Origin of the sequence: Neorhizobium sp. NPDC001467, assembly GCF_050275975.1 — a bacterium.
Lineage (GTDB): Bacteria > Pseudomonadota > Alphaproteobacteria > Rhizobiales > Rhizobiaceae > Neorhizobium.
Map to the genome: position 1 here is coordinate 26,643 of NZ_JBNNPS010000014.1, position 20,880 is coordinate 47,522.

Annotated in this window: 24 protein-coding genes; 11 read left to right on the top strand and 13 right to left on the bottom strand. The window is 62.0% G+C overall.

From position 1 onward, the window contains the following. Nucleotides 1-116 precede the first annotated feature (116 nt). From ACQKKX_RS19640 to ACQKKX_RS19655, 4 genes are all read left to right on the top strand, one after another. Complete coding sequence (locus tag ACQKKX_RS19640) at nucleotides 117-296, top strand: hypothetical protein (protein WP_427573134.1); 180 nt, start codon at nucleotides 117-119, stop codon at nucleotides 294-296. 115 nt (nucleotides 297-411) lie between these two features. After that, nucleotides 412-789, top strand: coding sequence for a hypothetical protein (locus ACQKKX_RS19645; RefSeq protein ID WP_427573136.1), 378 nt, complete (start codon nucleotides 412-414; stop codon nucleotides 787-789). Next, nucleotides 786-974 carry a helix-turn-helix transcriptional regulator gene (locus ACQKKX_RS19650; protein WP_427573138.1) on the top strand — a complete coding sequence of 63 codons (189 nt, stop codon included), beginning with the start codon at nucleotides 786-788 and terminating at the stop codon, nucleotides 972-974. The genes ACQKKX_RS19645 and ACQKKX_RS19650 overlap by 4 nt, the downstream gene beginning before the upstream one ends. 95 nt (nucleotides 975-1,069) lie before the next feature. Beyond that, nucleotides 1,070-1,321 (top strand): hypothetical protein, encoded by a 252-nt coding sequence (locus ACQKKX_RS19655; RefSeq protein WP_427573139.1) that lies wholly within the window; start codon nucleotides 1,070-1,072, stop codon nucleotides 1,319-1,321. Nucleotides 1,322-1,359: 38 nt separating this feature from the next. Here the strand turns inward: ACQKKX_RS19655 and ACQKKX_RS19660 are convergent, their stop codons facing one another. Together ACQKKX_RS19660 and ACQKKX_RS19665 are read right to left on the bottom strand one after the other, a co-directional pair. Continuing rightward, on the bottom strand, nucleotides 1,360-1,833 hold the full coding sequence (locus ACQKKX_RS19660) for a hypothetical protein (protein ID WP_427573141.1): 474 nt from the start codon (nucleotides 1,831-1,833) through the stop codon (nucleotides 1,360-1,362). A gap of 59 nt (nucleotides 1,834-1,892) precedes the next feature. Continuing rightward, nucleotides 1,893-2,558 (bottom strand): DUF2161 domain-containing phosphodiesterase, encoded by a 666-nt coding sequence (locus tag ACQKKX_RS19665; RefSeq protein ID WP_427573143.1) that lies wholly within the window; start codon nucleotides 2,556-2,558, stop codon nucleotides 1,893-1,895. 104 nt (nucleotides 2,559-2,662) lie between these two features. Between ACQKKX_RS19665 and ACQKKX_RS19670 the strand changes: the two genes are divergently transcribed. The 3 genes from ACQKKX_RS19670 to ACQKKX_RS19680 are packed head-to-tail and all read left to right on the top strand — an operon-like array spanning nucleotide 2,663 to nucleotide 5,308. After that, nucleotides 2,663-3,265, top strand: coding sequence for a TetR/AcrR family transcriptional regulator (locus ACQKKX_RS19670; RefSeq protein ID WP_427573145.1), 603 nt, complete (start codon nucleotides 2,663-2,665; stop codon nucleotides 3,263-3,265). Continuing rightward, nucleotides 3,262-4,275 carry a DMT family transporter gene (locus ACQKKX_RS19675; RefSeq protein WP_427573147.1) on the top strand — a complete coding sequence of 338 codons (1,014 nt, stop codon included), beginning with the start codon at nucleotides 3,262-3,264 and terminating at the stop codon, nucleotides 4,273-4,275. The genes ACQKKX_RS19670 and ACQKKX_RS19675 overlap by 4 nt, the downstream gene beginning before the upstream one ends. Before the next feature lie 34 nt (nucleotides 4,276-4,309). Beyond that, entirely contained in the window at nucleotides 4,310-5,308 is a 999-nt protein-coding gene (locus tag ACQKKX_RS19680; RefSeq protein ID WP_427573149.1) for a transporter, read from the top strand. 60 nt (nucleotides 5,309-5,368) lie between these two features. Here the strand turns inward: ACQKKX_RS19680 and ACQKKX_RS19685 are convergent, their stop codons facing one another. The 4 genes from ACQKKX_RS19685 to ACQKKX_RS19700 all read right to left on the bottom strand — a co-directional run bounded on the left by ACQKKX_RS19685 (nucleotide 5,369) and on the right by ACQKKX_RS19700 (nucleotide 9,380). Next, nucleotides 5,369-5,881 (bottom strand): BA14K family protein, encoded by a 513-nt coding sequence (locus ACQKKX_RS19685; RefSeq protein ID WP_427573150.1) that lies wholly within the window; start codon nucleotides 5,879-5,881, stop codon nucleotides 5,369-5,371. Nucleotides 5,882-6,077: 196 nt separating this feature from the next. Further along, nucleotides 6,078-6,554, bottom strand: a complete 477-nt coding sequence (locus ACQKKX_RS19690) for a BA14K family protein (protein WP_427573152.1) — start codon at nucleotides 6,552-6,554, stop codon at nucleotides 6,078-6,080. 451 nt (nucleotides 6,555-7,005) lie between these two features. Continuing rightward, the gene (locus ACQKKX_RS19695; protein ID WP_427573153.1) at nucleotides 7,006-8,097 is read right to left on the bottom strand and encodes a 2Fe-2S iron-sulfur cluster-binding protein; all 1,092 of its coding nucleotides are present in this window, start codon (nucleotides 8,095-8,097) and stop codon (nucleotides 7,006-7,008) included. A gap of 38 nt (nucleotides 8,098-8,135) precedes the next feature. After that, entirely contained in the window at nucleotides 8,136-9,380 is a 1,245-nt protein-coding gene (locus tag ACQKKX_RS19700; RefSeq protein ID WP_427573155.1) for an aromatic ring-hydroxylating oxygenase subunit alpha, read from the bottom strand. 313 nt (nucleotides 9,381-9,693) lie between these two features. Between ACQKKX_RS19700 and ACQKKX_RS19705 the strand changes: the two genes are divergently transcribed. From ACQKKX_RS19705 to ACQKKX_RS19715, 3 genes are read left to right on the top strand one after another with little or no spacing between them, the layout of a single operon-like run. Beyond that, nucleotides 9,694-10,305, top strand: coding sequence for a DUF6656 family protein (locus ACQKKX_RS19705; protein ID WP_427573156.1), 612 nt, complete (start codon nucleotides 9,694-9,696; stop codon nucleotides 10,303-10,305). 48 nt (nucleotides 10,306-10,353) lie between these two features. Continuing rightward, complete coding sequence (locus ACQKKX_RS19710; protein ID WP_427573158.1) at nucleotides 10,354-11,334, top strand: L-threonylcarbamoyladenylate synthase; 981 nt, start codon at nucleotides 10,354-10,356, stop codon at nucleotides 11,332-11,334. Nucleotides 11,335-11,379: 45 nt separating this feature from the next. Further along, nucleotides 11,380-12,825, top strand: coding sequence for an FAD-binding oxidoreductase (locus ACQKKX_RS19715; protein ID WP_427573160.1), 1,446 nt, complete (start codon nucleotides 11,380-11,382; stop codon nucleotides 12,823-12,825). Nucleotides 12,826-13,282: 457 nt separating this feature from the next. Here ACQKKX_RS19715 and ACQKKX_RS19720 read toward each other — a convergent pair whose 3' ends face one another. After that, nucleotides 13,283-13,537, bottom strand: coding sequence for a hypothetical protein (locus ACQKKX_RS19720; protein WP_427573162.1), 255 nt, complete (start codon nucleotides 13,535-13,537; stop codon nucleotides 13,283-13,285). Between the two features lie 67 nt (nucleotides 13,538-13,604). Next, nucleotides 13,605-15,974: a DUF1217 domain-containing protein gene (locus ACQKKX_RS19725; protein WP_427573164.1), complete on the bottom strand. Its 2,370-nt coding sequence runs from the start codon at nucleotides 15,972-15,974 to the stop codon at nucleotides 13,605-13,607. A 374-nt stretch (nucleotides 15,975-16,348) separates the two neighbouring features. Here ACQKKX_RS19725 and ACQKKX_RS19730 point away from each other — a divergent pair, with 374 nt between their 5' ends. Further along, nucleotides 16,349-16,915 (top strand): DUF6101 family protein, encoded by a 567-nt coding sequence (locus ACQKKX_RS19730; RefSeq protein ID WP_427573165.1) that lies wholly within the window; start codon nucleotides 16,349-16,351, stop codon nucleotides 16,913-16,915. Nucleotides 16,916-17,002: 87 nt separating this feature from the next. Here ACQKKX_RS19730 and ubiA read toward each other — a convergent pair whose 3' ends face one another. The 5 genes from ubiA to ACQKKX_RS19755 all read right to left on the bottom strand — a co-directional run bounded on the left by ubiA (nucleotide 17,003) and on the right by ACQKKX_RS19755 (nucleotide 20,735). Next, nucleotides 17,003-17,959 carry a 4-hydroxybenzoate octaprenyltransferase gene (gene ubiA / locus ACQKKX_RS19735; RefSeq protein WP_427573167.1) on the bottom strand — a complete coding sequence of 319 codons (957 nt, stop codon included), beginning with the start codon at nucleotides 17,957-17,959 and terminating at the stop codon, nucleotides 17,003-17,005. A 140-nt stretch (nucleotides 17,960-18,099) separates the two neighbouring features. Next, complete coding sequence (locus tag ACQKKX_RS19740) at nucleotides 18,100-18,504, bottom strand: YkgJ family cysteine cluster protein (protein WP_427573169.1); 405 nt, start codon at nucleotides 18,502-18,504, stop codon at nucleotides 18,100-18,102. A gap of 25 nt (nucleotides 18,505-18,529) precedes the next feature. After that, nucleotides 18,530-18,838, bottom strand: coding sequence for a hypothetical protein (locus tag ACQKKX_RS19745; RefSeq protein WP_427573170.1), 309 nt, complete (start codon nucleotides 18,836-18,838; stop codon nucleotides 18,530-18,532). Between the two features lie 153 nt (nucleotides 18,839-18,991). After that, entirely contained in the window at nucleotides 18,992-19,201 is a 210-nt protein-coding gene (locus ACQKKX_RS19750) for a cold-shock protein (protein WP_427573171.1), read from the bottom strand. A 259-nt stretch (nucleotides 19,202-19,460) separates the two neighbouring features. Further along, entirely contained in the window at nucleotides 19,461-20,735 is a 1,275-nt protein-coding gene (locus ACQKKX_RS19755; RefSeq protein ID WP_427573173.1) for a class I SAM-dependent methyltransferase, read from the bottom strand. Between the last annotated feature and the right edge of the window lie 145 nt (nucleotides 20,736-20,880).

Here is a 20,880-nt window from a genome sequence, read left to right on the forward strand (position 1 = left end):
CGAAACGTCTCCTCTGATCGGCGCGTCTGCGGCATCGGCCGCGACACGTCCACTCCCGATATGCTTTTTACGTAAACGTCAAAGCGGATGTCAATGTCGGGCGAGCGGGGAAATCGATGGGGCGACGGCGCCCGCCCACCGTCTTCCTGTTCGGCCTGGTGGTGAGCTTTACCGTGACCGTCCGCAAGGAACGGCGCTTTCGCCAGCAGACCCGCGGCAAAACCAAACCGGTACGGGATCCGTTTGCGAGCGAGATCGAGCGGCAGCGTTACGACAGCGGCAAACCGCGGCGCTGAGCGGCCTGGGTCGTCCCCTTTTGCGGCAAGTCCGGCAGCCGTTCTCGCATGTAAAGCGTGCTTGACAGATTGCGGGATGCCTCGATATGTAAAGCATGCTTTACAGGAGACGATCATGAACAGAACCCGCTTTTTCGTGGAATTCGGCGTGAGCATGGGCGCCTATATGGCGGTGCTGATCGCGTCGATATTGCTGGTTGCCGCCGGCACCGTGACCGGCATCTGGGCGACGGTCGTGTCGCTTCTGCCGATGCTGCCGGCGCTTGGCGTCGCCGTTGCCGTGATGCGTCAGTTGCGGGCATCGGACGAATTGCAGCAGCGCATTCAGTTGGAAGCGCTCTCGCTCGCCTTTGCCGGTACGGCGTTGATGACATTCAGCTACGGCTTTCTGGAAAATGTCGGCTTTCCGAAACTGTCGATGTTCTACGTCTGGCCGCTGATGGCGGTGCTGTGGATCATCGGCGGCATCGTCAGCAACCGGCGTTTTCGATGAAGAACCGGGTCAAGGCGCTGCGCCTGGAAAAGGGCTGGTCGCAGGCCGAACTGGCGGTCCGGCTCGGCGTCTCGCGCCAGACCGTCAACGCCATCGAAAACGAACGCTACGATCCGAGCCTGCCGCTTGCCTTCGTCATCGCAAAGGTGCTGGAACAGACGATCGAGGCCATTTTCGAAGCGTGACCCAAGGGCTGAACCGAAAGCCCGATCCTTCGGCGCCCTGGCGGCGCTCCTGCCCTTCTTCGGCCACAAGCCTCGTTCTATAAGCGGCGATGGACATGTTCGAGACCGCAATGCCCGAAGACATCTATTCTTTTCTCGTCATGGGCGTGGTGGCGCTCGTCGTCATCTGGCTGGTGATGTTCGTGGTGCGCAAACTGATCGGCATTGCGCTGGTGGCGGCGCTGGTCATCGGCGGCTTCCTGCTGTGGCAGGATCCGGGCCTGCTCGACGTCTGGCGGGAAAACGCCGTTGCCGCCTATCACGAATGGCAGGACGGCGGGACGGACGTGACGCGCCCGGACTGGTGACGGTCGCTGGCGCGCGCACGGCATGCCGACGCGCGTTCCTACCAGACCTTCCAGAACGGTTTCTTCTTCGCCCCCGGCACATTGATCCCCTTGGCCCGCGTGGCCAGAAACGTCAGATATTTCGGATCCTCATCCGCAAACAGGGCAGCACCCTCCGCCCTGTAGGCGCGCATCAGCGTTTCGGCGGCACGGTCGGGATCGTTGCGCTCGAACAGGCATTGACCGAGCCGCAGCGCCAGAAGCGGGTTGTCGGGCGCGCCTGGAAAATCCATTGCAAGGTCGAGATTTTCCGCACCGGCGGCAAAATCGCCCTGGAAGAAATTCGCCTCGCCGATGGCGGCAAGCAGAAAGGTGCCGGCCTCCCAGTCGGTCTTCGGCTCGGGCAGAAGCTCGAATGCATCCCAGTAGCGGTCAAGCGCCGCCTCGAAATCCTCCTCAGCGCCCAACGCGTCGCCGGCATCGGTGAGCGCTTCGATGCGCGCCGCAAGAGTGCTGTCGAGTTGTCCGGCCATCGGTTTTCCTTTCGCCTGTAGCAACCGATCGAGCGGCGGCGGCATGATGCGGGTCGCCGTCAGGGGCGGTCCCAGCGTTTCAGGGCTTCACGGCCGATGTCGGTCAAGGCATAGACGCCCTTTTCGACCTTTTCGAACCACCCGTAATAATTGTTGCGCAGGGTGGAGCCGGCATTGGCGGCTGTGTCCTTCAGATCGCGCGGGCGAAGCGGCCCCTCGGCCAGAGCAGACGCGATGGCCAGCGCCTGCTGGCGATAGGCGGTCAGGATCGGTACCTTCGTCGAGCCGCCCAGCGCCGGATCGCCGGTCCGCCTGCGATGTTCGCTGACCAGTCTGGTTCGGCGTTTGGGATTGGTGCGCGGCATCGGCGAAACCGAGGAGACGATGACGCTGACCGCGCCGCTATCCGATACGCCGAGCATGCCGATACCGAGCCGGCGGCACAGATCGCGGTAGCGCCTGTCGCTCTCGCGGCCGCGGCCCTTTGCCGATACGCGCGCGGCAATCCAGACCTCGTCGGAAACGCTGGCGCGATCCACCGCCTGCAGCAGGAGTTCGAGATTGAAGGTGAGCTTCAATTCGCAGACGACGACCACGGCCGAATCTCCGTCCTTCGTGCCCTCGCCCTTCAGCCCGACCAGATCGCAGCCGCCGATTTCGCCTTTCACCGTGTAGCCGGCGGCTTCGAGAAAGGTTTTGACGGGAAGATAAAGCGCGGTTTCCATGCGGGCCTTCAGTCTTGAGTTTGCCCCGCATAGCATGATTCTCGGCGGTGCTTGACCTTTGTAGATCTGATAGGTAGACCGGTCTACCTACACAGGGAAGCGTCATGGATATTGCCATGCAAACGGACAGGGTAGCTGCGTCGGACACGGCGCGCGACAAACTGCTGAAGGCGGCCGCCGTTCTGTTTTACGAAAACGGCATTGCCGGCACCGGGATCGATGCGATCATCGCCCGCGCCGGTGTGGCGAAGAAGAGCCTCTACAACAATTTCGCCTCGAAAGCGGATCTGGTGCGGCTTTATCTGGACATCCGCCACGATGAATGGCTGGCGCTGCATGCCCGTCGCGCGGCAACAGCCGCGACCCCGAAGGAACAGGTTCTGGCGGTATTCGACGCCTATCGCGACCATGCCGAACATGCCTATGAGCGCGGCTTTCGCGGCTGCGGGCTGCTGAATGCCGCAGCCGAACTGACTGTAGGCGATGTCGGCCGCGATGCGGTGCGGCGCCACAAGGAAGAGGTGGAAGCGCTGCTGGCCAAGGCGCTCACCAACCTTCTCGACGGCGACGCCGCGCGTGCCAAAACGATGGCCCGGCAGTTGGCCTTCCTGCTCGAGGGCGCGATCACCCGCGCCGGGCTGGAAGGCAATAGCACGCTCGTTTCCGAAGCCCGGGCCATGACCCTCGACATGCTGGACGCCCTATGACCGCCAAAAATACCGAATTTCGCCTCGGCGTTGCCGGCGTGCTGTTTGCCTCGCTCGTCTGGGGCACGACCGGGACCGCGGCGGCCTTTGCGCCTGAGGTCGGGGCGGCGGCGATCGGGGCGGCCGCCATGGGGCTCGGCGGGCTCATGCAGGCGGCGATCGCCCTTCGCTCGATCGGCCGGGCGGGAGCGGCCTTGAAACGATACTGGCTGTGGCTGGCGGTCGGCGGCATTGCGGTCGCGATCTATCCGCTTGCCTTTTACGGCGCGATGCGGCTTTCCGGCGTCACCATCGGCACGGTCGTCACCATCGGCTCGGCGCCGCTTCTTTCGGCGCTGATCGAAAGGGTTTTCGACGGCACGAGGCTCTCCCGGCGCTGGCTCGGCGGAGCGTTGATCGGGCTTGCGGGCATGGTGCTTCTGTGCATGGCGCAGAACGGCCCGTATGCGCAGACTGCCATTTCCGGCCATTCGACCCCTTCCGGCATCGCCCCTCTCCTCGGCATTGCGCCCCTCCTGGGGATAGCGCTCGGCCTTCTCGGCGGCCTGACCTATGCGCTCTATTCGTTCACGGCGCGCGGGCTGATGCTGCGCGGCATTCCCTCAAGGGCGGCCATGGGCGCAACCTTCGGGGTCGGCGGGCTCTTGCTGATGCCGGTCCTGATCATCACCGGGGGGCCGTTCCTTTCTTCCTGGAGCAATGCCACTGTGGGGCTCTACATGGCGGTCGTGCCGATGTTTCTCGGCTATATCGCCTTCGGCATGGGGCTCGCCCGCATTCCGGCCAGCATGGCAACGACGATCACGCTCCTGGAACCGGTCGTGGCGGCGGTGCTGGCGGTGGTCCTGCTGGACGAACGACTGTCGCCGCTCGGCTGGCTGGGCGTAGCGCTGGTGATTTTCTGCCTCGTCGTCATCACCGCGCCGACAGGGTCCGGCCACTCCGCGCGGCGACGCGCAGGTGAGGTTTCGCAAAAACCTGTTGCAACGGGTGTCACAGACAGCGTCTAACAGGCATGGCATTCCCTGCCGCGGATCCCTGTCGATGACGCTTCTCACCCCCGCCATTCCCGGCCTTGTCTGGGCCTATCGCTTTCATGCCGACAGAACGCCCTGTACACGGCTGGCGACAGAGGCATCGCGCGGCGATCTTGCCGTGGAAGACGGCGGTTTCCTGTGGCTGCACCTGAACCTTGCCGACCAGCGCGTCCCGGCCTTTCTCGAAGGCTTTGGCGGCCTGCAGCCGGATGCGGTGGCCGCGCTCACCACCCATGACACGCATGCGGCGATCACACTCGACGAGCAGATGGTGTTCGGCACGCTGGTCGATTTTCAGCGCGAATTCGACAGCGAGACCCGCGATATCGGCTGGCTGCATTTTGTCGTTACCGAAAAACTGATCATCACCACCCGTCTTCAGCCGCTACGCTCGATCGATCGCGTGCGCGCCGCGGTGGAGAAGAATGCGGGGCGTTATCGCCGGCCGATCGACGTGTTCGAGACCATCGTCGCCGAATTCCAGCGCACGCTGATCACGCTGGTGCTGGAACTGACGGAAGAGCTGAACCAGATCGAGGATTTCGTCTATGACAACGCGCCGCGCGACGAGCGCCGCAGGCTTGCCCCTGTCCGGCGCACCGTCGTGCGGCTGCACCGGCATTTGCGCACGGTTCTCGCACTGATGCGGCGCGCAGCCGCCGCCGATGACGACGACATGCCGCTCGGCTTCGACGATGTCGCGGGGCGGCTGACCAGCCGGCTCGAGGCGGTCGATCACGACGTCTATGCATTGCAGGACCGGGCGCGGCTGCTGCATGAGGAAATCGACAGCAAGCAGTCGTCAGAGACCAACCGTCACCTCTACATCCTGTCGCTGATGACGGCCTTCCTGCTGCCGCCCTCGCTGGTCACCGGTTTTTTCGGCATGAACACATCGGGCATGCCGTTCGAACACGGCGAGACGGGCACGATGTTCGCGGTGATCTTCATCGCCCTGTCGATTGCGATTGCATGGTTCGTGCTGCGGCGGGCGCGGATACTCTGACGCAAGAGAAAACCCGCCCGGAGCGAACCGGACGGGCTGAAGGCGCTTGAACCTGTCGCCTCAGAAATACGGCGAATAGCACTGCTTGCGCGGGCCGTAATTGGGCTGGAACGTGTTGGAATAGACATCGTAGGAGCGATAACGCGCCAGGCACCAGTCGGTATGCTGCGGGTTGATGCCAGCGGCAGGCGCTGCGTAGCGCGGCGGTGGAGCGACGTAACGCGGCGCCGGCTCGTAATAGCGCGGCACCGGCTCGACGTAACGCGGCTCATTATAGGTCGGGGCCGCAAGCGCACCGCCGATAATGGCGCCAGCGCCGAAGGCCGCCAGCGGATACCAGTAGCCGTTATGGTAACGGTGACGCGGGCGATAGTCGCGGTATCCGCGATAGCCGCCGTAATAGCCGCGGTCACGCCAGTACTGGACCTGAACCACATCGCCGCCACTGGCAGGTGCCGCCTTCACTACGGGTGCGGCGGGCACGACCGGCATCGCCGCGCCCGGCGCAACCGAGGTCGCCAGCATGGCTGCCGCCACACCGAAAATCGAAACAGTCTTCATCAGCATGGTCATGGGGTGTCTCCATTCACTGATTGATCGAAACGCATGATGGTGGCGAATGTGCGAAACCGCGCCTGAACCGCGGCTTAACGAATGGCGTGAGGCAAAACAGCCTGCCCAACGAGACAGCCCGGCGGAGCATCATGCTCCTGCCGGGCCATGGGTATCACGGCGTCATGCCGTGGCCCCTACCGATCCGAGGGGAAGATCAGTAGGGCGAATTGCAGACGGCGCGGACGCCGGCGCGCGGCACATAGGTGTTATCCGAGGCGCGATAGGTGCGGTAACGCTCCGAGCACCAGCGGACATGAGCCGAAGAAGAGCTGACCGTCGGACGGCTTGCTGCACCGCCGATGATCGCACCCGCGGCAAAGGCGGCCAGTGGATACCAGTAGCCATTGTGGTAACGGTAGCCGGCGCGGCGGTCACGATAGCCGCGATGACCGTTATACCAGCCGGCACGACGATCCATGCGACGGTCCCAGCGACGTTCGGCCCGGCGGTCCATGCGACGATCCCAGCGGCGCTCGTTGCGCAGATACTGAACATCGGTAACCTGTGCCGAATTACTCGTCTGGACGGCAACCGGCGCCGGCATCTGGAATGCGTGCGCTGGCACAAGGCCGGTCACGGTGACGGTAAAAGCAACGGCAACGGTCGCGAGCCGCTTGCGGATATTCATCATGGATGTTTCCTCGAAGTCATTCTTATCGGATTGTCGAGATTGAAACGTGTGATGCGGCCCAGAGTTCCCGAAGTGGCATCACGAAAGATGAATGCGGGTAAGGGGTTTGTGAGGGAAGGCCTCGGCGGGACCGGTAACGAGTCGTAGTACGTTGCGAATGGGATCGCCCCTTAGAGATGGGAAAATTGGTGCCAAAGCGGACGGCGGTGGGATTGATGTTAGATCAGGAAATTCCGGGCTGGCATTGGGCGCATCTCGGAGAGTCATGGGAGACTATGAGAGGCTATTTTCTCGGCGGGCCCCATGGAGCCAGATCATCTTTGTTTGTAAGCCGAGAGACAGCAATGGCGATGAAACGCATCCGGCAGGCCTTAACGCAAAGCGGCCTTTTTGGTCCAGTCCGACACTAGCCGGGCAGGCCCTATGAGCGGAGGTGAGGCCACGCAGCCCCTCAAGCCTCCACCGCGACATCCCCCTTCGGCCGTGAACAACACGCCAGAATATAGCCGTCCTCGATCTCCTCATCGAGAATGCCGCCATTGTGGTTCATGTCCACCTCGCCCGAGACCAGCAGAACACGGCAGGTACCGCAGAGGCCGGATTCGCAGGCGGCGCCGATGCGCACGCCGTTGGCGCGTGCCGTCATCAGCACGGTCTGGCCCGGCTGGCAGGGCACTTCCTTGCCGGCCAGCGTGAAGGCGATCCTGGCCAGCACCGCGCCTTCGGCCGCCGTCGAGGGCAGTTCCTCGACCGACGGAAGGGCGGGTGCGAAGCTTTCCTGATGGTAGTTCGCCATATCGAAGCCGAGGCTTTCGAGCAGGCCGCGCACGGCGGTCATGAACGGTTCCGGGCCGCAGCAGAATACCGTGCGTTCCATGAAATCGGAGGCGAACATGGTGATCTTGGCGCGGTCGATCATGCCCTGCAGACCGACCCAGGCATCATGGCGCGGCGAGTTTTCGACGATCAGGCCGAGAGTCAGTTTTGGCATATGCCGCGCAAGGTCTTCCAGCTCGCGGCGAAAAATGATGTCGGCGGGGGTGCGCGAGCAGTTGATGAAGACGACATCGCTCGACGGCGCGCGGTCGTTCAGATCCCTGGTCATCGACATCATCGGCGTGATGCCGGAACCGGCCGAGATGAACAGGTATTTTGGCGCCGGATGTTTGACGTAGGAGAAGTCGCCCAGCGGACCGAGCGCGCGGATCTTCATCCCCGGCTTGAGGTTATCGAACATCCAGCGGGTGCCGATACTGTCCTTCTGCGCCTTCACGGTGACGGCGACGGTGAAGGGACGCGAAGGACTGGACGACAGCGTGTAGGTCCGCATCACCGGTTCCTTCACGCCATTCGGGCCGACCGGCAGTTCCAGCGTCACGAACTGGCCCGGCACATAGCGGAACCAGCCCGGCTTTTCAGGCTTGAAAATGAAGGTCATTACGTCGGCCGTTTCCGGCGTGACGGAAATGCATTCCAGAAGCTGCAGCCTTGCATTCCATGGCTGCAACTCGTCGAGGTGCGGATAGACTGCCGCCATGTTCATCTCACGTATCAAGGTTCAGGCATTGACGGTTGGTGGGCTCAAGCGACGGCCGAAAGTTTCGCCTGGTCGCCCTGCAGGCGGTCCACCATGAATTTCGTGTACCACTCGACGAACTGCATGACGCCGCCCTCGTGAAGCTCGGAATACGGGCCCGGCTCATAGGCCGGCGAGCGGATGCCGAATGCGTTTTCCTCGACGATCTGGCGGTCCTGGTCGTTGGTCATGTTCCAGACATGGGTCAGTTCCTCGAGGTCGTAATCGACACCCTCGACCGCATCCTTGTGGACCAGCCATTTGGTGGTGACCATGGTTTCCTCGGCGCTGATCGGCAGCACGCGGAAGGAAATGGCGTGGTCGCCGAGCAGGTGGTTCCATGTGGTCGGGTAATGGAACAGCAGCATGGTGCCGATATGCGAGATCGTCACGTCGTCCGAGAGCGGCCGGCGCACGGCGCGCTTGCCGTCCATCGTGTAGCTTTCGGCATCCTCGATCAACGGCATGCGGGCCACACGGAACTGGCCGTCCGGGTGCATATCGAAGGCGCTCGGCAGGCCGGCGGCTTCGCAACGCGCCCAGTGTTCGGAAATCACCGGATCGTCGCCTGCCCCCTGCACGCCGGTGGCCGAAGGCGCTTCCGGATAGGTGCGGCAGAGTTCCGGGTGGTTGGCGGCGCAGTGATAGCACTCGCGGTTGTTTTCCCAGACGAGCTTCCAGTTGCCCTTTTCGATGATGGTGTTCTGGTGCGCCACCTTGGCTTCCGACAGGCGATGCGGCGCCATGTACGGCTCGATCTTTTCACGAACCGGCGCGAAATCTGGGGCCTCGTTGGCTAGACAGATGAAGATATAGCCGGCGACGCTTTCGCAATGGACGTGCTTCATGCCGAATTGCGACTTGTCGAAATCCTCGGCCATCTGGCGAGCGAAAACCAGCGAGCCGTCGAGATCGTAGGTCCACTGATGGTAGGGACAGACGAGCTTGGCAGATGCGCCGCGCTCTTGGGTGCAGACGCGGTGGCCGCGATGGCGGCAGGTATTGTGGAAGGCGCGGATCACCTTGTCGCGGCCGCGCACGATAACGACCGGATAATCGCCGATCTGCAGCGTGAAATAATTGCCGGGCTTGGGGATTTCACAGTCATGCCCGACGAACAGCCAGTCGCGATACCAGATGGTTTCCATATCGAGCTGGAAATAATCCCTGTCGATATAAAAGGGCTGGTCCAGGCTGAAACCGGGGCGATGGTTTTTCAGCTGCCGCAGCACGTCGTTGCGAATATCCATGTTCCAGTCCTCGCCTTGGCCTTTGTCTTGCCGGGTCTTGTCTTGCCGGGTCTTGCGTGGCGGATCGGGGCCGTGCGCGCTGCGAACCGTTTGTCGCGACCATGGGACCGTTATACCGTGGCAGGGTTTCGACGGTGGAGCGGCATTGCGACATCGCCTGCGACATTGACGACAAAAGCGATGCACGGCGAAACAAGGGCCTGGAAAACCCCGTGGCGGCCGCAAAGAGCGCCAGCGGGCGCGATAAAGCGTGGAAAGAAGCCGTTAACAAACACTTGCTAATCTGCGCTTCGGCCAAGGGAGCGGCAGCGTCGTGGAAGCAGGAACCAAGCTCAGATATTACGATGCCAGCGGCTGGCATCCGGTGGCGCCGAAAGTAAAACCGGTCGCCCATTCCGAATTCCTGCGCACCGGCCGGATCTCGCGCGAGCGGGACGATTGGCTTCCCAAGGAGCGGCGTTACCTCACCTATGCGGAAGTGGCGACACGCACCGGCCGCAAGCTGGAGACCGCGGGCGAGACCACGCATGAGCGGCTGAACGCCTTTCACCACGATATCAAGTTTCCAAAGGTGCTGTTTCACCGCACCTTTCCCGAGCGTCCGCATCTGGGCTATTGCCATGTGACGGCGGCCAGCACCTATCTGGCGCGGCGCTCCGTCAGTTGGTCCTTCTATATCTGCAATTTCTTTGCGCAGATCGGTGAGGACGAGCAGTTCTTCGCGCAGATCGATGCGAAGCGGCGGCGCATGTATTTCGCGGTGGCCATCGAAGGTGAACCGGGCACGGCAAAAATGCGCATCAACCGCGATCTGCGCGACAATGGCGTATTGTTCCAGACCGCCAATCCGCAGGAAGCCCTGCGCAACGTGCTGATGCTTGGCGCGCCGGACAGCGCGTTTCGCGCCATCCTGCAGAAGATGTAGGACGCGATTGATATTGCCCCTGCGCCGGCCGCGCGCTACAGCACTGGCATGACAGCTGATATCATCGACGGCATCGGGCACAAGCAGGCGGCGATCGACGCCGCCGTGAGAATTCTGAAGGACGGCCTGCCGGTCGCTCTTCCCACCGAAACCGTCTACGGGCTTGCCGCCGATGCCACCAATCCGGCCGCGATTACCCGCATCTACGAGACAAAGGGCCGGCCCCGTTTCAACCCGCTGATCTGCCACATGGCTGATTTGACGATGGCTGAACGGCATGCGGAGTTCGATGCGATCTCCAAAAAGCTGGCGGAAACGTTCTGGCCGGGACCGCTGACGCTGATCCTTCCCTTGAGGCAGGAAGGCCGCCGCATCCATCCGCTGGCGACCGCGGGTCTCGATACGGTGGGCATCCGGGTGCCCAAAGGTTTCTCCGCCGAACTGATCGCAGCGCTCGACCGGCCATTGGCCGCTCCCAGCGCCAATACGTCCGGCAAGATCAGCCCAACAAGCGCGCGGCATGTGGCGGACGATCTGGGTGAGAAGCTAACGCTGATCATCGATGGCGGTGCGGCGCCGGTCGGCGTCGAATCGACCATCCTGCGGGTCGAGGGCGGCGTGATCACGCTGTTGCGGCCGGGCGGGCTTTCCGTGGAAGATATCGAGGCCGCCACCGGTCTTACCGTCGAACGCCGGGAAGGACCCGCGGCGATCATCGAGGCGCCGGGCATGCTGGCTTCGCATTACGCACCGGGGGCGGCCGTGCGGCTCAACGCCCGCCATGTGGAAGCGGGCGAAGCGCTGATCCGTCTGGGCGGCGTCCCCATTGAGGGCATGGAGCAGGCTAAAGCCGTGTTCGACTTGAGCCCGAGCGGCGATCTGAGCGAGGCCGCTGCCAATCTCTTCGACTATCTCAGCCAAGCCGATGCAACGGGCGCGGAACGGATTGCCGTTACCGCCATTCCGAGCCAGGGCCTTGGCGAAGCAATCAACGACCGGCTGGTGCGCGCCGCCGCCCCGCGCGAATAGGACGAGACGACCGTCACCGACACGAAGACCTTGGGAGAAACGCCGATGGATGTTCCGCAGACCGATGCCAAGGTGATCGACACCGCCCTTCTCGACCGGTTTGCCGCCATTGTCGGCGAGACCCACGCCATCCGCGACGCGGTTGAACTCTCGCCGCGGCTTACCGAGGACCGCGGCCTCTATATCGGCACGTCGCCCATGCTGTTGCGGCCGGGATCGACGCCGGAAGTCGCCGCGATCATGAAGCTTGCCAGCGAGACCGGTACGGCCATCGTGCCGCAGACCGGCAATACCGGACTGGTCGGCGGACAGACGCCGCGGGCCGGCAAGGCAGATATCATCCTGTCGCTGGAACGCATGAACCGCATCCGCGATGTGGATCCGGTGGCAAACGTGCTCGTCTGCGATGCCGGCGTCATTCTGGCCGAAGTGCAGCGCGCGGCGGAAGAGGTCAACCGGCTGTTTCCGCTGTCACTCGGCTCGGAGGGTTCGTGCCGGATCGGCGGAAACCTTTCCACCAATGCGGGCGGCACGGCGGTGCTCGCTTATGGCAACATGCGGCAACTGTGCCTCGGGCTGGAAGTGGTGCTGCCGACCGGCGAGATATGGGACGGGCTGCGGCGGCTGAAGAAAGACAATACCGGCTACGACCTGCGCGACCTGTTCATCGGCGCGGAAGGCACGTTGGGCGTCATTACCGGCGCGGTCCTAAAGCTGTTTCCGCGGCCGGTCGGGCATCAGGTGGCGTTTGCCGGCCTCAATTCCACCGAGGATGCGCTCAAACTGTTCGAGAAGGCGTCGAGCTTGTGTGGTGCGGCACTGACCGGCTTCGAACTGATGCCGCGCATCGGCGTCGAGTTCACCACAAGACATATCGAGGGCGTGCGCGATCCGCTGGAAGCGCCGCATCCATGGTATGCGCTGATCGACATTTCCACCTCCGACCGTGCCGAAACCGCCGAGACCATGATACAGGCAGTTCTCGAACAGGGGTTCGAGGCCGGTCTGGTGCGCGATGCGGTGATCGCGTCCTCGGTTGCCCAGCAACAGGCGCTGTGGCACATGCGCGAAAGCATGTCGGGCGCGCAAAAGCCGGAAGGCGGCTCGATCAAGCACGATATTTCCGTGCCGATCTCGAAAATCCCGAGCTTCATGGCGCGGGCCGAACAAGCGGTGCTGGCCGCCATTCCCGGCGCCCGCGTCTGCGCCTTCGGACATCTGGGCGATGGCAATATCCATTACAACATCTCGCAGCCTGTCGGCGCCGACAAGGCGGAATTCATCGGCCGCTGGCGCGAGGTAAACGCGATCGTGCATGCTCTGGTGCTCGAGGCCGGCGGCTCGATCTCGGCCGAACACGGGATCGGCCAGCTCAAGCGCGACGAACTTGCCCACATCCGCTCTGATATCGAGATGGATCTGATGCGCCGCATCAAGCATGCGTTCGATCCGGCCGGCATCATGAACCCGGACAAGGTGATCGTGGGGTGAGCGGGTCGGCGGGCGTTTCCGGCATCACCAGATGCCTGACGTCTGGCCAGCGCCACCCGTCCCTTCCTCATCGCATCGTGAAGATCGGCCTTGATCGCTGCGAACAGCTCCGGCGGGACCATTCCGTAATGGTAACGGCCCGGCTGCGACGGAAGCGCCCGCAGATGAATGCCGGGCCACTCGAAGCGATTGACTTCGCTTAGGCGGATCCAGTTGACGTCATCGTCCAAACCGAGCTGGCTGCACAGGTCGGGCGGAACTTCGATGGAAAGATCCTCTTCGCCAGCCATGGGCGGAGCGTGCGTGATCGGCACGACGATCGTATCACTGGTTTTGGAATGGTAGACGACGATCGCGCATGGACGGTCCTTGGCACCATCGGAAAGCCCCTCGCGTCTCTCGCTGTCCCACAGATAGTTGTATCGGATGACAAGACCTGCGACGGGGTTCGGATAGCTCACTCCGAGGCCTTGCCATACTCGGAATTCATGATCAGGGCCATTGTCGCGTCATCGATCTCGGCGGCGGGTATCACCTCACGCTCACGCTTCTTCATCTCGTGATAACGGGTAAGTTCGGACGCGGAGAGGAAGCCGCCGATCGTGCGATCATGCGCCGTGATCTCGATCACGCCGGCCGACTGTACCCGCTCCCGGAAGGTCGTGAACCTTCGGGCGAATTCGGTGGCGGAAACTTTCAGAACATGCGCCATGAAGGACAATCTCCCAAATGTGTAAAATACGTGTTTTACACATTTGGTCAATGCTCCGGCGTATGTGTTACCGATACTGGCTGATCGAATACAAAAGGTCGGCACTGATGCCGCCGGCTGCCGCGTTGCCGGTCAGGATGCTGAGCGCCGAGGATGAGGAATTGTCGTTTTCGAGATCGTAGAGCGCGGTGAACTTGTTGATCATCGTCTTGACCTTTTCCGGGTCGGTCAGATCCTCGAGGTTCATGTATTTCTTCACCAGCGCGGCCTGCTTGTCGACATCGAGATTGCTGAATTCCTCCGGCAGCGAGAAGCTGGTGCGGAAGAATTCCAGAAGCGCGGTATCGCCGAGAATGTCGTAGGCGCTGGTGATCGATTTCGCCATGCGTTCGAAATAAAGCGCAAGCCGGACGCCGTTGTTGCTTTCGCCCTGCTCCTCCTCCAGCGTCTGGCGGGTGAAGCGGTTTTCGGTGGCCAGGATCTTGCCCTGCGTCTGGATGGCCGAACCGTCGTCGCGCTTGGCGAGATTGCCCTTGGTATCGAAATTGAACGTACCGAGAATTTCCGCCCAGACGGTGTTGGTCTGCTGATTGACGAAGCTTTTCGGATCGTTGAGATCGGAGGCGAAAACCTGCTTGAGGAAATCCTTGTCGACGGTTTTCGGATCGATGTCATAGGCCGTCAGCAGGACCTTGGTCAGCCGGTCGTCGCTGATGAATTCGGCGGCGGTCTTGATGCCCAGCATCTTCTCCGAATAGTATTTCGTCTCGACCGCAGCCTCTTCCTTGGCCTTGCTCTGCGCGGTGATGTTCTCGCGCACCTTCTTGCCCGTGGCGTCTTCGGTTTCCTTGATGCCCAGTCGCTTTTCGTTGTCGATAAAGCGCGTGCTCTTGACGATGAAGTCGGAGGCGATCGACTTGATCGTGCCTTCCGTCTGGGCCGTCAATGCCGTGGTGATGCCGCCGTCGCGGGTGAAGTTGAAGGCCTTGGCGAGCGTCAGATAGCGTTCGTCGTTAAGCTTGTAGGCATAGCTCCTGGAGTCGCCGAGATCGCTCGTCAGGACCTGACGAATGGTGGATTTGGAAACGCTCGAAGGGTCGAGCCCGACCGCTTTCAGGGCGAAATTGTAGACATCTGCGGTCGACAGGAATTCATCGACGGAATCGACTTCGGCAATGGCGGTCTTGTAGAGTTTGATCGACTTTTCGTCGGCCTCGTCCTGGGTGTCGTTGTAATGGCTGAAATAGCGGCTTGCCACCGCGGACGCCTGCGCCGCGGTCTGGGCCTCGCCCACTGCCACCTTGCCGTCGGTGCCGAAATTGAACGACCGCGCCAGCTCCAGGAATTTCGGATTGTTCTTGCCGTAGATGTTGGCATAGCTGCCCGGATCGTCGAGATCGCTGGTGAGAATCTGCTCGATCGTGGCGCGCACGATGGTGATCCCCGACAGTTCGAACGCCGTGCGCACATAGTTGTAGAGCCGCGTGTCGACGAGGATGTCGTTGACATCGTCGACTGTCGCCATCTTGGCATTGAAATAGTCGCGTTCGGCAATCGCATTGGCCGAAGACAGGCGCTCCTGATGGCTCAAATAAAGCCCGTTGATCGTCGCCTTCTGGTCGGCCGTCTGGGCGCCGCCCGCCGGCATGGCGCCGTCGGCGCTAAAATTGAAGGCGTCGGCCATGTCGTAATAGCTCTTTATCTTGTCGAGCGAGGCCTGGTAGCCGTTGATCTCTGCCTGGATCCTGTTGCGGTCAGCGGCGGTGGTGGCAGCGGCAAGACGCGTCTGCGCATCGGTCTTCCTCGCTGTCAGATCATCGCGCTGCACGCCGAGCGTGGTGTTGATATAGCTGTCCGGATCGCTCGTATCGCTGGACAGCACGCCCTTGAGCGTGTCGCGGTCGTAATATTTCTGGTCGATCCCATAGGAGGTCAGCAGGTAGGTGCGTAGCCGCTCGTTACCGAGCAGCGCATCAGCGCTGCCGATATTGTCCATCATGCCGTTGAAATAAGTCGTCTCGGTCGTGACGCTTGCCTCCTGCTGCGCCATCGTCGTGCCGTAGAGATCGGTGAAGTTTTCGATCTGTGCGGCCGATTGCGCCGTCGCCCCGGCGGCCGAGAAGTTGAAGGCATTGGCGAAATCGCGGTAGCGGTCGTCGGTCAGCTTGTTGGCAAAGCTGTCGTCGTCGGACAGATCGCTGTCCAGGATCTTCTTCATGAAGGCCTTGGCATAGGTCATGTCTTCCAGGCCGTAGGCTTTCATGGCGTAGGCATAGAGCCTGTAGTCGTCCATGAACTCGTCGACGGTGGTGACCTTGCCGATATTGGCCTCGTAATACTCGGCCTCGCGCTTGACGGCAGACTGGTTGGACACCCGCTTGAGGCTGGCCGACAGATCGCGATTGACGAGATCGTAGCTCAGATATGTCGAGACCATGCAAATGCCCTTGTTGCCTGCCTTCGCGCTGCCGCCCATGCCATGTCTTACACGCGCCCGCTTAAGGAATTGCTTGCACCATTATCCCATCACGGCCTTGCCCCAGCCTTGTCCGGACCTTTTTACGCGCCGTTCCGCCCCCGCCTGTTTTTTCCCGGCACAGGTGCGTGCCGCCACCGGACAGGTCGCGCACCGTTCAGATTTCCGAAACCGTAACAGATTCACATTTGCTAACCATCTGGTTCGGCAGGGATTTCTTAACCTCGATTTTTAAGCGGTTCTGGAAAGCGGGCGCCTATGTTGACCCCATCAGAGGACAAAAGTCCCGGGAGAAGTCGGTAACGGCTCTCAGGTAAAACAAGGGTGCATAGTAGATGACACAATCGGTTCTCAAGCCCGCATGGGCCGGATCAGCTCTGCGGCTCGACCCCGCGCGTATTCTCCAGCAGATCAGCTACAGCCTGCGCAATGCCGACGGCGATGTATCCATCACCATCGACGAGCGTGGCGCGGTCTTGCGCAAGATCCTGCCCCAGAGCGGCCTGCCGATGTCCTTTGCGCTGCCTGCCCGCGCCTTCAAGGGCGTTGCCGCCCGCGCCATCGACCATGGCGACGGCGAAGTGACGGTGACGCTCGAACTGCACCACGAGGATGCCGACCTGTGCGTGCCGCTTCTCGTAGCACATGACCTCTGCGACATTGCCGCCGACTGGCGCTCCTGGTCGGAAGCCTTCCATATTCCCATGCTGATGGTGGAAGCCGACGGCGTTGCCCGTCCGCTTGAAAACCACCTCGGCGAAGTGCGCCAGAACCCGCCGGCGCAGCGCCGCCGCCATTCCTATTTTGCCGCCCGCCGGCCGCGCTTCCTGGTGCGCCGCACCACCGGCAGCCTTGGCGTTGCGATGAAGATCGAAGGCAAGGAAATCATCGCCCGCCGTTAAGGCGCGGCATGGATCACCGATAGGTATCAAATGCAAAAGGCCCGGTCTCACGACCGGGCCTTTTGCCGTCTCAGCGATGAAAAAGCGTCATGACAGCGAGGCCAGCGACGCCATCAGCGCGATGAAGATGACACCGCCGACCCGGCCGTTGAATTTGAACAGGCGCAGGCAGTGATCCGGGTTGTCGATTTCCAGAATGAGGATCTGCCAGGCGAACATGACTGCCGCCACGGCCAGACCGAGATAGCCGAGGAGGCCGACGCCGGCTGCGGCAAAGGCAAGGATCAGGAAGAACAGCGCCATGCCGTAGAGCCCGACCAGCCAGGCCTTGGTGTTGTCGGCAAACACGCGCGCGGTGGAGCGCACCCCGACCAGCGCATCGTCCTCCTTGTCCTGATGTGCGTAGATCGTATCGTAGCCGATGGTCCACAAGACGGCGGCGACATAGAGGAAGAACGACGCCCACGAGACCTGCGCAAACAGTGCCGACCAGCCCATCAGCGCCCCCCAGGAAAAGGCGAGCCCGAGAAAGAATTGCGGCCAGTCGGTGAAGCGCTTGGCGAAAGGGTAGATCGCCACCACGACCAGCGACAGGATGCCAAGGCCGATCGAAAACAGGTTGAACTGCAACAGGACCCAGAGCCCGACCAGCGCCTGCGCGCCGACGAACAGTTTAGCCTCGGTGCGGCTGACACGGCCCGACGGCAGCGGGCGCGAGCGGGTGCGCGCCACTTCCATATCGATATCGTGGTCGATCAGGTCGTTATAGGTACAGCCGGCGCCGCGCATGGCGACCGAGCCGACGAAGAACAGGAAAAGGTAGAACAGAACCCAGGCCAGGGAAAAGCGCCCATCGGCGACATCGTGGTTGGCGGCAAGCCCGACCGACCAGAAGCACGGCCACATCAGCAATTGCCAGCCGATCGGCCGGTCCCAGCGGGCAAGCTGGGCATAGGGCCAGGCGGCGCGCGGCAGGACCTGGTAAACCCAGTTGTCGGAAGGCGCATCGGCCACGCGGCCGGTATCATCGGGGACGTTTGTCATGCCCGGGTTTCTGCCCCGCGTGGAAGATTTGGTCAAGCGGGTCCAGCCGTGACGCTGATCTGTGGCTGAGAACGACGGGGGCGCGCCCTCGCAAACATCCCCTCGCCCGACCGGCGGATCTCCGCGCGATCGCGACGGATCTATCGATCGGACGGCGATTGCGCCTTCGGCGTTGTCCCGTCCGTTTCGCCCCCCCGCACATCCAGCCCGAAAGCGGCGCGGGCGATGCGACATTCGTCATCGCCCGGCATACAGGCGCGGCATACATCGGGCCGCACCGCGTAGATCGTGCAGGAGGCCCCGACACCCACCTGCCCGGCCAGGGCAGAACAGCGTTCGCCCTCGCAGCGCATGCCGCTGCCATTGGGCGCAACAAACTGTTCGGGAATGCGCTCGAGCGCTTCGTCCGTTTCCAGCGTGAAGCGCGGCCATTCGGCGGAATAGGAACAGCAGGCGCCACAGGCCTGGCAATCCCAATCGACGGCCACGTCGGCAAGGCCGTCGAAACGGGCGTCATGCGCGATGTCGTGGAGATCTGCCGTCATGGACCGCACTCCCGGGCGGGACAGGTTACTTGTGCTTCAACAGCCACATCTTGCCGGCCATGGTGATGCCGTGGGCGGATTCCGTTGCGGCAACTTCCGGGTCCAGCTCGCGCAGCAAGCCGTATTCACGCAGCTGGTTGACGGTCGCGGTCGTCGAGGTCTTGATGGCGCGCGGGCGTTCCTTGAAGCGATCCGAGGGCGCATAGGTGACCTGCGCGTTGAGATGCGTCCAGCGGTTTCCCTCCTGCGGGAACAGATCGCCATCCTTGGCAAGCTTCAGGCCCCGGACCTGGGTCGGCGTCAGTTCGACCGTCAGCGATGCGGTGTTGCTCATGATGTTGTTGGTCCTTTGGCATTAACGCAGCGGCAGCCTGCCGACGCTTTGAAACAGAAAAAGGCCAGGTTTGCACCTGACCTTCCGATGGTCTTCCGCTTTCGACCCCGCCAGTTCGTCTATTGTCCCTGGTCAGGGAAAGCGAAACCGGTCTTAGAGCGAACGCAGGTTTGCGGCCGACATCTTGCCCGAGCGACGGTCCTGTTCCAGCTCGTAGGAGACCTTCTGGCCTTCGACGAGTTCGCGCATGCCGGCGCGCTCGACAGCGGAGATGTGAACGAAAGCGTCAGCGCCGCCGTCGTCAGGCTGGATGAAGCCGAAGCCCTTGGTGGAGTTGAACCATTTAACTGTGCCAGTGGTCATGATGAACCCTTTCTTAGCAACATGGGGGACCGCCACGTATATGCGTCGCGGATGGTGATAACGATGCTTTAGAGGGAGGGTCGTCCAACACGCGTTGCCAAACGCGCAGAAAGAAAGATCTCGGCAAGAAAATATCGATAAACCATAGATAGATAGCCTTTCGCCGAATGTCAACTTTTCGTTTTTGCAAATTCGCCGGCACCGCGCGTGGCCCCTTGGCGCCGGCCCTTGCGGCCGTAGCGACCCCCGCTCCTACGGCTCACCCGGCGATCTTTTCGAGCGGCAGGCGCCTCTGCTCGAAAGCCCGCAAGTCCGCCTCCCGGGCGTGAATATAATCGCGATGGTCCGGCACCGATGTCCGTTTGCGCACGATCTGCATCTGGAACACGAAGAAGCTTTCGTGGGTGAAGGCCATTTCCGAGCCGGCAAGATAGAATTCCCACATGCGCACGAACCGCTCATCGTAAAGCGCCCGCGCCTTTTGCCGGTTGGCGAGGAAGCGCTCGCGCCAGTGCCGAAGCGTATGGGCGTAATGCAACGGCAGGATTTCGATATCCGAGACCAGCAGGCCGGCCTTTTCCAGCGCCGGCATCACCTCCGCGATCGAGGGTATGTAACCGCCCGGGAAAATGTATTTCTCGATCCAGGGATTGTTGTAGAGCGCCGGATAGGGCTGGCCGATCGAGTGCAGGACCATGACGCCGTCCTCGTGAAGGAGATCGCTCACCTTGCGGAAGAACCGGCGATAGTTCTGACGGCCGACATGTTCGAACATGCCGACGGACACGATGCGGTCATAGGTCTGGCTCGGCGGCAGGTTTTCGAAATCCTGCAGTTCGAAACGGACGCTGCCGGCAAGCCCGCGCCGTGCCGCGCGTTCCCGCGAGATCTTCAGCTGTTCACGGCTGAGGGTGATGCCGGTGACATCGACGCCGGATGATTCCGACAGATACATGGCCATGCCGCCCCAGCCGGAGCCGATTTCCAGCGCCTTCTGGCCCGGTTCGGCCAGAAGCTTGGCGACGATATGGCGTTTCTTGGCAATCTGCGCATCATCCAGCGAAATCCCGGGCGGATGGAAATAGGCGCAGGAATATTGCCAGTCCTCATCGAGAAACAGCGAGAAAAGGCGCTCGTCGAGATCGTAATGATGCGCCACGTTGCGGCTATTGCGGTTGACCGGTAGCCGGTTGCGCAACTGCGCGGCGATGATGCGGCCAATGCCGCGCAGGAGGATGCCGAAGGTGAGACCCTCCTTCAGCGTATTGTCCTTGATCAGGGCGAGGAACTCGTAGATATCGCCCTCTTCGACGACAAGCCGGCCATCCATGTAGAGTTCACCGAGCTGCAATTGCGGATCGGCGGCAAGGGCGCGTTCGGCCGCTTCATCGGCAAAGCGGATGGTCACCTTGCGTCCCGCGCCGCCGCCCCTTGCCTCTCCCCCGCCATAGGATCGCTCGCCCCCCGGCCCGCGAACCGTCAATGTGCCAATGCGAATGATTTTGCTGAAAAGATCATGAAGAGACGACGCCACCACCCAACCTCCACGAGATACTAAGGCAATCTTATCATTTCCAAAATCTACCCGGTTTCATAAGGCTGACAAGCACCCCCGGCCATAAAAAAATGCCAACAAAAAAGCGGACCGTCAAACCTGCGTTCGACGGCCCATTGCTGGA

What these genes read in the sequence shown, in the direction of transcription:
- ACQKKX_RS19640 (WP_427573134.1), top strand. Translation starts at nt 117, where the DNA reads ATGGGGCGACGGCGCCCGCCCACCGTCTTCCTGTTCGGCCTGGTGGTG.
- ACQKKX_RS19645 (WP_427573136.1), top strand. Translation starts at nt 412, where the DNA reads ATGAACAGAACCCGCTTTTTCGTGGAATTCGGCGTGAGCATGGGCGCC.
- ACQKKX_RS19650 (WP_427573138.1), top strand. Translation starts at nt 786, where the DNA reads ATGAAGAACCGGGTCAAGGCGCTGCGCCTGGAAAAGGGCTGGTCGCAG.
- ACQKKX_RS19655 (WP_427573139.1), top strand. Translation starts at nt 1,070, where the DNA reads ATGTTCGAGACCGCAATGCCCGAAGACATCTATTCTTTTCTCGTCATG.
- ACQKKX_RS19660 (WP_427573141.1), bottom strand. Translation starts at nt 1,833, where the DNA reads ATGGCCGGACAACTCGACAGCACTCTTGCGGCGCGCATCGAAGCGCTC.
- ACQKKX_RS19665 (WP_427573143.1), bottom strand. Translation starts at nt 2,558, where the DNA reads ATGGAAACCGCGCTTTATCTTCCCGTCAAAACCTTTCTCGAAGCCGCC.
- ACQKKX_RS19670 (WP_427573145.1), top strand. Translation starts at nt 2,663, where the DNA reads ATGGATATTGCCATGCAAACGGACAGGGTAGCTGCGTCGGACACGGCG.
- ACQKKX_RS19675 (WP_427573147.1), top strand. Translation starts at nt 3,262, where the DNA reads ATGACCGCCAAAAATACCGAATTTCGCCTCGGCGTTGCCGGCGTGCTG.
- ACQKKX_RS19680 (WP_427573149.1), top strand. Translation starts at nt 4,310, where the DNA reads ATGACGCTTCTCACCCCCGCCATTCCCGGCCTTGTCTGGGCCTATCGC.
- ACQKKX_RS19685 (WP_427573150.1), bottom strand. Translation starts at nt 5,881, where the DNA reads ATGACCATGCTGATGAAGACTGTTTCGATTTTCGGTGTGGCGGCAGCC.
- ACQKKX_RS19690 (WP_427573152.1), bottom strand. Translation starts at nt 6,554, where the DNA reads ATGATGAATATCCGCAAGCGGCTCGCGACCGTTGCCGTTGCTTTTACC.
- ACQKKX_RS19695 (WP_427573153.1), bottom strand. Translation starts at nt 8,097, where the DNA reads ATGAACATGGCGGCAGTCTATCCGCACCTCGACGAGTTGCAGCCATGG.
- ACQKKX_RS19700 (WP_427573155.1), bottom strand. Translation starts at nt 9,380, where the DNA reads ATGGATATTCGCAACGACGTGCTGCGGCAGCTGAAAAACCATCGCCCC.
- ACQKKX_RS19710 (WP_427573158.1), top strand. Translation starts at nt 10,354, where the DNA reads ATGACAGCTGATATCATCGACGGCATCGGGCACAAGCAGGCGGCGATC.
- ACQKKX_RS19715 (WP_427573160.1), top strand. Translation starts at nt 11,380, where the DNA reads ATGGATGTTCCGCAGACCGATGCCAAGGTGATCGACACCGCCCTTCTC.
- ACQKKX_RS19720 (WP_427573162.1), bottom strand. Translation starts at nt 13,537, where the DNA reads ATGGCGCATGTTCTGAAAGTTTCCGCCACCGAATTCGCCCGAAGGTTC.
- ACQKKX_RS19725 (WP_427573164.1), bottom strand. Translation starts at nt 15,974, where the DNA reads ATGGTCTCGACATATCTGAGCTACGATCTCGTCAATCGCGATCTGTCG.
- ACQKKX_RS19730 (WP_427573165.1), top strand. Translation starts at nt 16,349, where the DNA reads ATGACACAATCGGTTCTCAAGCCCGCATGGGCCGGATCAGCTCTGCGG.
- ubiA (WP_427573167.1), bottom strand. Translation starts at nt 17,959, where the DNA reads ATGACAAACGTCCCCGATGATACCGGCCGCGTGGCCGATGCGCCTTCC.
- ACQKKX_RS19740 (WP_427573169.1), bottom strand. Translation starts at nt 18,504, where the DNA reads ATGACGGCAGATCTCCACGACATCGCGCATGACGCCCGTTTCGACGGC.
- ACQKKX_RS19745 (WP_427573170.1), bottom strand. Translation starts at nt 18,838, where the DNA reads ATGAGCAACACCGCATCGCTGACGGTCGAACTGACGCCGACCCAGGTC.
- ACQKKX_RS19750 (WP_427573171.1), bottom strand. Translation starts at nt 19,201, where the DNA reads ATGACCACTGGCACAGTTAAATGGTTCAACTCCACCAAGGGCTTCGGC.